The 8,019-nt window shown below is 69.0% G+C and carries 7 protein-coding genes and 1 pseudogene; 5 read left to right on the forward strand and 3 right to left on the reverse strand.

The annotated features are described in order from the left end of the window. Nucleotides 1–823 (forward strand): glycine--tRNA ligase subunit beta (locus tag ACLL81_RS04445; RefSeq protein WP_411287138.1); only part of this gene is annotated, 823 nt, incomplete at its 5' end. A 10-nt stretch (nt 824–833) separates the two neighbouring features. After that, the gene (ppdK, locus tag ACLL81_RS04450; RefSeq protein WP_411287139.1) at nt 834–3,530 is read left to right on the forward strand and encodes a pyruvate, phosphate dikinase; all 2,697 of its coding nucleotides are present in this window, start codon (nt 834–836) and stop codon (nt 3,528–3,530) included. 18 nt (nt 3,531–3,548) lie between these two features. On the opposite strand, the gene ACLL81_RS04455 is transcribed toward ppdK, so the two are convergent. Next, nucleotides 3,549–4,664: a beta-ketoacyl-ACP synthase III gene (locus ACLL81_RS04455; RefSeq protein WP_411287140.1), complete on the reverse strand. Its 1,116-nt coding sequence runs from the start codon at nt 4,662–4,664 to the stop codon at nt 3,549–3,551. Nucleotides 4,665–4,787: 123 nt separating this feature from the next. Here ACLL81_RS04455 and ACLL81_RS04460 point away from each other — a divergent pair, with 123 nt between their 5' ends. Both ACLL81_RS04460 and ACLL81_RS04465 read left to right on the forward strand, forming a co-directional pair. Beyond that, complete coding sequence (locus ACLL81_RS04460) at nt 4,788–5,177, forward strand: hypothetical protein (protein WP_411287141.1); 390 nt, start codon at nt 4,788–4,790, stop codon at nt 5,175–5,177. Next, nucleotides 5,174–6,115, forward strand: coding sequence for a sterol desaturase family protein (locus tag ACLL81_RS04465; RefSeq protein WP_411287142.1), 942 nt, complete (start codon nt 5,174–5,176; stop codon nt 6,113–6,115). The genes ACLL81_RS04460 and ACLL81_RS04465 overlap by 4 nt, the downstream gene beginning before the upstream one ends. Here ACLL81_RS04465 and ACLL81_RS04470 read toward each other — a convergent pair. After that, nucleotides 6,051–7,010 carry an NUDIX hydrolase gene (locus ACLL81_RS04470; protein ID WP_411287143.1) on the reverse strand — a complete coding sequence of 320 codons (960 nt, stop codon included), beginning with the start codon at nt 7,008–7,010 and terminating at the stop codon, nt 6,051–6,053. The genes ACLL81_RS04465 and ACLL81_RS04470 overlap by 65 nt on opposite strands. A 1-nt stretch (nt 7,011) precedes the next feature. Then, complete coding sequence (locus ACLL81_RS04475; protein ID WP_411287144.1) at nt 7,012–7,656, reverse strand: YfbR-like 5'-deoxynucleotidase; 645 nt, start codon at nt 7,654–7,656, stop codon at nt 7,012–7,014. Nucleotides 7,657–7,765: 109 nt separating this feature from the next. Here ACLL81_RS04475 and ACLL81_RS04480 point away from each other — a divergent pair. Continuing rightward, nucleotides 7,766–8,019: pseudogene (locus ACLL81_RS04480) on the forward strand (universal stress protein); the annotation flags it as partial.

An 8,019-nucleotide genomic window follows, 5' to 3' on the forward strand; every position in this document is an offset into this window, starting at 1 on the left:
CCGCCACCACTACCGCCCGCAGGGGCCGGGCGACGCCATCCCGACACAGGCGGTGGCCGCGACGGTGGCGCTGGCCGACAAGCTGGACACGTTGGTTGGCTTCTTCGCCATCGACGAACGACCGACGGGCTCACGGGATCCGTTCGCTTTACGGCGGGCTGCGCTTGGGGTCCTGAAGATTATTCTTGGTGGCCGAATTCAGCTCGAACTCAGAGGAAACGATCTCCTACTCGATCACCTTCGCAGATATCCCGCCTTTGCGCAGATCACATACCTGGAGGCGGCACCCATCCTTGAGGCGCTCACATTCGGATTTCTTGAGGACCGGCTGGAAGTGCTGCTCCGCGACCAAGGTGACCGAGTGGACGTCGTTCGCGCGGTCTTTGAACGTACAATGCGTGGTTTCAACCCGCTTCAGCTGGTCAGCAGCGTCGAAGCGTTAAGCGCTTTTCTTGCGACCGACGACGGGGCGAACCTGCTGGCCGGCTACAAGCGGGCGGTGAACATCCTCAAGGCCGAGGAGAAGAAGGGCGCGCTGCCCGAGGGCGAGCCCTTGGCCATGCCGGGCGCCGCGCCCGAAGAGGCGACGCTGATCGCGGCGGTGGCTGAGGTCGACGCCGCGGTGGCGGGCGCGCTGGAGGCCGAAGACTTCGCGGTGGCCATGCAGGCGCTCGCCAACCTGCGGGCGCCCGTGGACGCCTTTTTCGACAAGGTGCTAGTGAATTCCGAAGTCGCCGCCGAGCGCGAGAACCGGCTGCGGCTGCTGGCCAGGGTCCGCGACGCGATGGGGCGGGTCGCCGACTTCGGCCAGGTGACAGGTTGATGAGGACCAGATGACGGCCGACAGCATGGTGAAGACGCGTTGGGTCTATGCTTTCGGCGCAGGCGCCGCCGACGGCGACGCCTCCATGAAAGACTTGCTGGGCGGCAAGGGCGCGAACCTAGCCGAGATGTCGTCCCTGGGCCTGCCGGTGCCCCCCGGCTTCACCATCACCACCGAGGCCTGCGTCCACTATTACGCCAACGCGCGGCAGTATCCGGCCAACCTGAAGGACCAGGTGTCGGCGGGGCTGGCGACGGTGGAACAGCAGGCCGGCAAGACCTTCGGCGACCCGGCCAACCCGCTGCTGGTCTCGGTGCGCTCGGGCGCCCGCGCCTCCATGCCCGGGATGATGGACACGGTCCTCAATCTGGGTCTCAACGACAAGACCGTGGAGGGGTTGGCCAAGCTCTCCGGCGACCGGCGCTTCGCCTTCGACAGCTACCGCCGCTTCATCCAGATGTACTCCGCCGTGGTGCTGGGCCTCGACCATCACATGTTCGAGGAGATCCTCGACGAGCATAAGGAACGCCTGGACGCCACCGTCGACACGGCCCTGACCGCCGAGGACTGGGAAGCCGTGGTCGCCGACTACCGTGACGCGGTGGAGCGCGACCTGGGCCAGCCGTTCCCGCAGGACGTCCACGACCAGCTCTGGGGCGCGGTTGGCGCGGTGTTCGCTAGCTGGATGAACGACCGGGCCAAGTTCTACCGACGCATGCACGACATCCCGGAAAGCTGGGGCACGGCGGTCAACGTCCAGTCGATGGTGTTCGGCAACATGGGCGAGACCTCGGCCACCGGGGTCGCCTTCACCCGCAACCCCTCCACCGGCGAGAACCGGCTCTACGGCGAATATCTGATCAACGCCCAGGGCGAGGACGTGGTGGCCGGCATCCGCACGCCCCAGGCGCTCACCAAGATCGCCCGCGAGGAGATGGGCGAGAGGCAGCTCTCCATGGAGGAGGCGCTGCCGGAGGTGTTCGTCCAGTTCAAGGAGGTGGTCGGCCGGCTAGAGACCCACTATCGCGACATGCAGGACATCGAGTTCACCGTGGAGAAGGGCCGCCTCTACATGCTGCAGACGCGCAACGGCAAGCGCACAGCCAAGGCGGCGCTGCGGATCGCGGTGGATCTGGCGTCGGAGGACCTGATCACCCGTTCCGAAGCGGTGATGCGCGTGGACCCCGGCTCCCTGGACCAGCTGCTGCACCCGACCATCGACCCGTCCAGCCCCCGCGACGTGATCGCCACCGGCCTGCCGGCCTCGCCGGGCGCGGCCACCGGCAAGGTGGTGTTCACCGCGGAGGAAGCCGTGAAGCTGGGCGCCGCAGGCGAGGCGGTGATCCTGGTGCGGGAAGAGACCAGCCCTGAGGACATCCGCGGCATGGACGCGGCGCGTGGCATCGTCACGGCCCGGGGCGGCATGACCAGCCACGCCGCGGTGGTGGCGCGCGGCATGGGACGCCCCTGTGTCTCTGGCGCGGGCGAGATCCGCATCGACGGCAAGGCCGGTGAGTTCCACGTCCGCGGCCGCACCATCCGCGCCCATGACATCGTCACCATCGACGGCTCCACCGGCGAGGTGCTGGCGGGCGCGGTGAAGATGATCGAGCCGGAGCTCTCCGGTGACTTCGCCACCCTGATGACCTGGGCCGACCAGGTCCGTCGCCTGAAGGTGCGCGCCAACGCCGAGACCGCGCTGGACGCGCGCACCGCCAGGCAGTTCGGCGCCGAGGGCATCGGGCTTTGCCGCACCGAGCACATGTTCTTCGACCCCGACCGGATCGCCGCCGTTCGCGAGATGATCCTGGCCGATGACGAGGCCGGACGCCGCCTGGCCCTGGCCAAGATCCTGCCCATGCAGCGGCGCGATTTCGTGGAGCTGTTCGGGATCATGGAGGGCCTGCCGGTGACCATCCGGCTGCTCGACCCGCCGCTGCACGAGTTCCTTCCGCAGATGGAGGAGGACGTGGCCGCGGTGGCGCAGGCCACCGGCCTGGACGCCGGCAAGCTGCTGCGCCGGGCCAGGGAGCTGCACGAGGTGAACCCCATGCTGGGTCACCGCGGCTGCCGGCTGGGGGTGTCCTATCCCGAGATCTACGAGATGCAGGTGCGCGCCATTGTCGAGGCGGCCTGCGAGGTGGCGCAGGGCGGCCGTCCTGCGCCGATCCTGGAGATCATGCACCCCCTGGTGGCCAAGGGGGAGGAGATGAAGTTCCTGCGCCTGCTCACCGACCGGATCGCCCGGCAGGTGCTGACCGAGAAGGGCGTTGAGATCGAGTACCTGGTGGGCGCCATGGTGGAGCTGCCCCGCGCGGCGCTGCGCGCCGGCGACCTGGCCGAGCACGCGGAGTTCTTCTCCTTCGGCACCAACGACCTGACCCAGACCGCCTTCGGTATCAGCCGCGACGACAGTGGCCGGTTCCTCAACGCCTATATCGAGAAGGGCATCTTCGAGAGGGACCCCTTCGTCAGCCTTGACCAGGAAGGGGTCGGCGAACTGATCCGCATCGCCGCCGAGCGGGGCAGGGCGGTGCGCCCGGACGTGAAGCTGGGCATCTGCGGCGAGCACGGCGGCGACCCGGCCTCGATCGCGTTCTGCGAGGACGTGGGCCTGGATTACGTGAGCTGCTCGGCCTACCGCGTGCCGATCGCCCGCTTGGCGGCGGCCCAGGCGGCCATCGGCGAGCGCGAGAAGGACCGCTAGCCCAGCCCAGCAGGCCGGCTAGCGCTTGCGGACGAACACCGTGCCGGCCGAATAGCCCGCGCCGAAGGAGCAGATCAGGCCCAGGTCGCCGGCCGCGAAGCCGTCGTTGGCCTTGTGGAAGGCGATGATCGAGCCGGCCGAGGAGGTGTTGGCGTATTCGTCGAGGATGATCACGTTCTCGCCAGGCGCCGGGTCGCGGCCCAGGACGCGGCGGCCGATCATCTCGTTCATGTTGATGTTGGCCTGGTGCAGCCACAGGCGCTTCAGGGAGGTGGGTTCCACGCCCAGGTCGCGGGCGTGCTCGACGATCATGTCGGAGACCATGGGCACCACCTCGCGGAACACCTTGCGGCCCTCCTGGACGAACAGCTTGTCGGCCTTGTCCGCGCCCTCGGGCGCCCCGCGGTTGAGGAAGCCGAAGTTGTTGCGGATGTTGTTGGAGAACTGGGTTTTCAGCCGCGTACCGAGGATATCCCAGCCGCCCTCGGCCTCGTCGGCGCGCTCGACGATCACCGCGGTGGCCACGTCGCCGAAGATGAAGTGGCTGTCGCGGTCGCGAAAATTCAGGTGGCCGGAGGTGATCTCCGGATTGACCATCAGCACCGCGTCGACGGAGCCCGTGGCGATGTAGTCGGCCGCCGTCTTGATCCCGAAGGTGGCCGAGGAACAGGCCACGTTCATGTCGAAGGCGAAGCCGTCGATGCCCAGGGCCTGCTGCACCTCGATGGCCATGGCCGGATAGGCCCGCTGCATGTTCGACGCCGCGCAGATCACCGCGCCGATCCGGCTGACCGGCTTGCCCCAGGCCTCGATGGCCTGGCGGGCGGCGGCCACGGCGATCTCGGCCAGGATGGAGATCTCGCTGTCGGGCCGCTCGGGGATCGACGGGCGCATGACCTCGGGGTCCACGAGGCCGGTCTTGTCGACCACGTAGCGGGACTTGATGCCCGAGGCCTTCTCGATGAACTCCACGGAGGAGCCGATGAGGGCCTCGACCTCGCCGGCGGCGATGGCCTCGGCGTTAGCCGCGTTGAACCGCGCCACATAGGCGTTGAAGGTCTCCACCAGCTCGGCGTTCGAGAGCGTGAACGGCGGGTTGTAGAGGCCCGTGGCGGCGATCACAGCGTCAGGCATGTCTGGGTCCCCGAAGGCGGAAGCGGGACTGATAGCACGATCCCTCCGCGCCGCGCGACGCGGCGGGTGCTTGACCCGGCAGGCCCTTCGCGCGCAGCCTTCGTCCCAAGGGGGGACGTCATCGTGGGTTCGGATTTCTTCATCCAACTGGCCGCCTCGGGGGTGGCTGTCATGCTGCTGGTGGGCCTGGCCGGCTGGGCGAAGATCGCCAAGCCCGGCCCGCCGCTCAGCGACGCCCGCGCCCGGGCCATCCTGGCCGAGGAGTTTCCGGGCCGGACCCTCGACAGCGTCTGGGTAGCGGTGAACGGGGCGGGCGCCTTGGCCAAATCCGGCGCGCTTGCCCTGGTGCTCTGCCGCCTGGGCGACGGCTTCGTGGCCCGCCAGATTCCCTGGGCCAAGGCGTTGGCCGCCAGCTTCAAGAACGGTGAGCTTTGCGTCGACCTGACCGACGTGGCCGCGCCGCGCGCGGTCCTGGCCCTGCCGGCCTGGCCGCCCAAGGACCTGGCCGCGTGAAGCCAGACTTCGATCCCGTCGCGCTGGCCACGCCGCTGTTCATCCTGACCATCATCCTGGAGATCGGCCTGGCCAGGTTCCGCAAGGCGAAGGCCAACTATGAGGTCAAGGACACCGCGGTCTCCCTGTTCATGGGCCTGGGCTCCACGGTGGCAGGCCTGCTGACCGCCGGCGCCGCCTTCGCCGCCAGCCTGTGGGTCTATCAGCACCGGGCGTTCGACATCCCGATGACGGCGATCTGGGCCTGGGCGCTGGTGTTCTTCGCCGAGGACCTGACCTATTACGTCTTCCACCGGCTGAGCCATGAGCGCCGGTTCTGGTGGGCGTCACACGTCAACCACCACTCCTCGCAGCACTACAACCTGTCGACGGCGCTTAGGCAGACCTGGACCGGCGGCGCGGCCGGCACCTGGCTCCTTTGGCTGCCGCTGGCCTTCATCGGCTTCCCCCCGGCGATGATCGCCATCCAGAAGGGGATCAGCCTAGTCTATCAGTACTGGATCCACACCGAGGCGATCCGCCGGCTGCCGGCCTGGTTCGAGGCGGTGTTCAACACGCCCTCGCATCACCGGGTCCACCATGCCCGCAACCCACGCTATCTGGACCGCAACTATGCGGGCGTGCTGATCATCTGGGACAGGATGTTCGGCACCTTCCAGCCCGAGCTGGACGCCGAGCCGTGCCGCTACGGCCTGGTGCGCAACCTGGGCACCTTCAACATTGTGCGGGTGGCCTTCCACGAATGGATCGGCATCGCCCAGGATCTGATCCGCGCGCCCCGACACGCCCTGGGCTGGCTGTTCGGCCCGCCCGGCTGGAGCCCCGATGGCAGCCGCGACACCAGCGCGAGCCTGCGTGCCCGGTGGGCGGCGGCTAATCCCTCAGAAGCGGCAGGGACAGCCCCGACACCGGCCGCGCGCCAAGAATCTCGCGCCTGAAGCGGAACAGTTCGGCGGGGCGGCCGCCGGTCTCGGCGTCCAGGCGGCCCAGGCCCTCTACCAGTTCGGCCCGCTCCAGGGCGCGGCGGAAGTTCTGCTTGTGCAGGGGAACGCCGGCGATGGCCTCCACCGCCCGCTGCAGGGCCGAGAGGGTGAAGGCCTCCGGCATCAGCTCGAACACCACCGGGCGGTACTTCAGCTTGCCTCGCAGGCGGCTGAGCGCGGTGGCGAGGATACGCCGGTGGTCCGACAGCATCGGCTCGCCCAGGGCCGCTACCAATGGGGCGGGCAAGGTAGCGGCGGTCTCGCCGCGGTCGCGGGCGGCTTCCTGCACCAGGCCGGCCTCATAGAGCAGCTCATAGCGCTCCAGCACCCGCTCCTCGTTCCAGGGCGCGCCGTCGAGGGCGAACAGCAGCCGCGCCCGAGCCAGCCGCTGGGCGTCGGCGCCGGTCCAGCGGCGCAGGGCCTGTTCGATGAGCTGCAGCGCCGCCGGCCGGCCGTCGCGCCAGTCCTCCCAGGGGAAGAACCGCGACCAGGCCTGCCAGCCGCTGTCGTCGGTGTGGGTGTCCACCGCCGCTGGGGCCAGGGCCAGGTAGCCGACGGAGATCACCCGGGCGGCGCGCGAGGCGTCGCCCATGTCGGCCAGGGGCGCGTCGCGGCCCTTGTCGCCGAAGGTGTAGAGTTGTTCCACGAAGCCCAGGTTGAAGCGGGTCTGCTCGGTCACGAACGCCCGCATGGCCAGCTCGAAGGTGCGGTGGCCCTCGGGATCGAACGGGCCGAACGGCAGGCCGGCCCGCTCGCCTGCATGTCTGGAGCGCACCGTCAGGACGACGCCGGCGCCATCGTGGATCGCCACCACCACCGCCGACAGGCCGATGACGACGGGGGTCTCCACGCTATTCCGTGTCGAAGGCCGAGGCCGTGGGCGTGTAGCCGGCGGCCTCGGACAGGATGTTGAACCGCTGCACATAGCGCGCCTGGGCGGCGGCGGCCGGCTGCGGGTCGATGTGCAGGACATAGCCAGCGGGCGGGGCGTCGAAGATGTCGAGGGCCTCGGCGTGGGTGAAGCCGGCGAGCTGGGTGGCCTCAAAGAAGGCGCAGGCCCGGTCGGCCTGCTTGATCAGCCCCTTGATGGCCGCGGGAGTCTTCGCCGGCAGGCCGAAACGGGTGTGGATGGCGTTCTCCAGCCGGTCCTCGAAGGTGCGGTAGTCCACCCCCAGCGCCGCCTTAAAGGGGGAAATCATGTCGCCGATCACGTATTCCGAGGCGTCGTGCAGCAGGGCCGCCAGGCGCCAGCGCGGGGCGACGTCGGGCTGGATGTGGACGACGATCTCCTCCACTACCACCGAGTGCTGGGCGACGGAGAAGGCGTGCTCGCCCACCGTCTGGCCGTTCCAACGGGCGACCCGGGCCAGGCCATGGGCGATGTCGCCGATCTCGATGTCCATGGGCGAGGGATCGAGCAGGTCCAGCCGGCGCCCCGACAGCATCCGCTGCCAGGCCCTGGGCGCCTCCTTGCCGCGACGCAGCCCTTTCCTCACTGGCGCATTCCCTCCACAGTCAAGGTCGTGAACTGACCCAGGACCTGGGAAAGATCAATGCTGGCATCGACGCCGGGGTCCAAGCTTACGCAAGAAGAAGGTTGAAACCATGTGGGCGAGAATCATGGCCCCGCTGTCCGGCGGCCAGGGCGACAGGGCCGCGGTGGCCGCCGCGGTGATGCTGGCCGAGCCGTTCGGCGCCGAGGTCACCTGCGTCTACACCCCCGCCGATGTGGCCGATGTGATGCCCTGGATGGGCGAGGGCTTCCTGGGCGGCGTGCAGACCACCGCCCTGGAAAGCCTGAAGGAAGCCGCCCAGGCGGGCGAGGCCAACGCGCGGACCGCCATGGCCAGTTGCGCCTA

Source organism: Phenylobacterium sp., assembly GCF_046590535.1.
GTDB lineage: Bacteria > Pseudomonadota > Alphaproteobacteria > Caulobacterales > Caulobacteraceae > Phenylobacterium.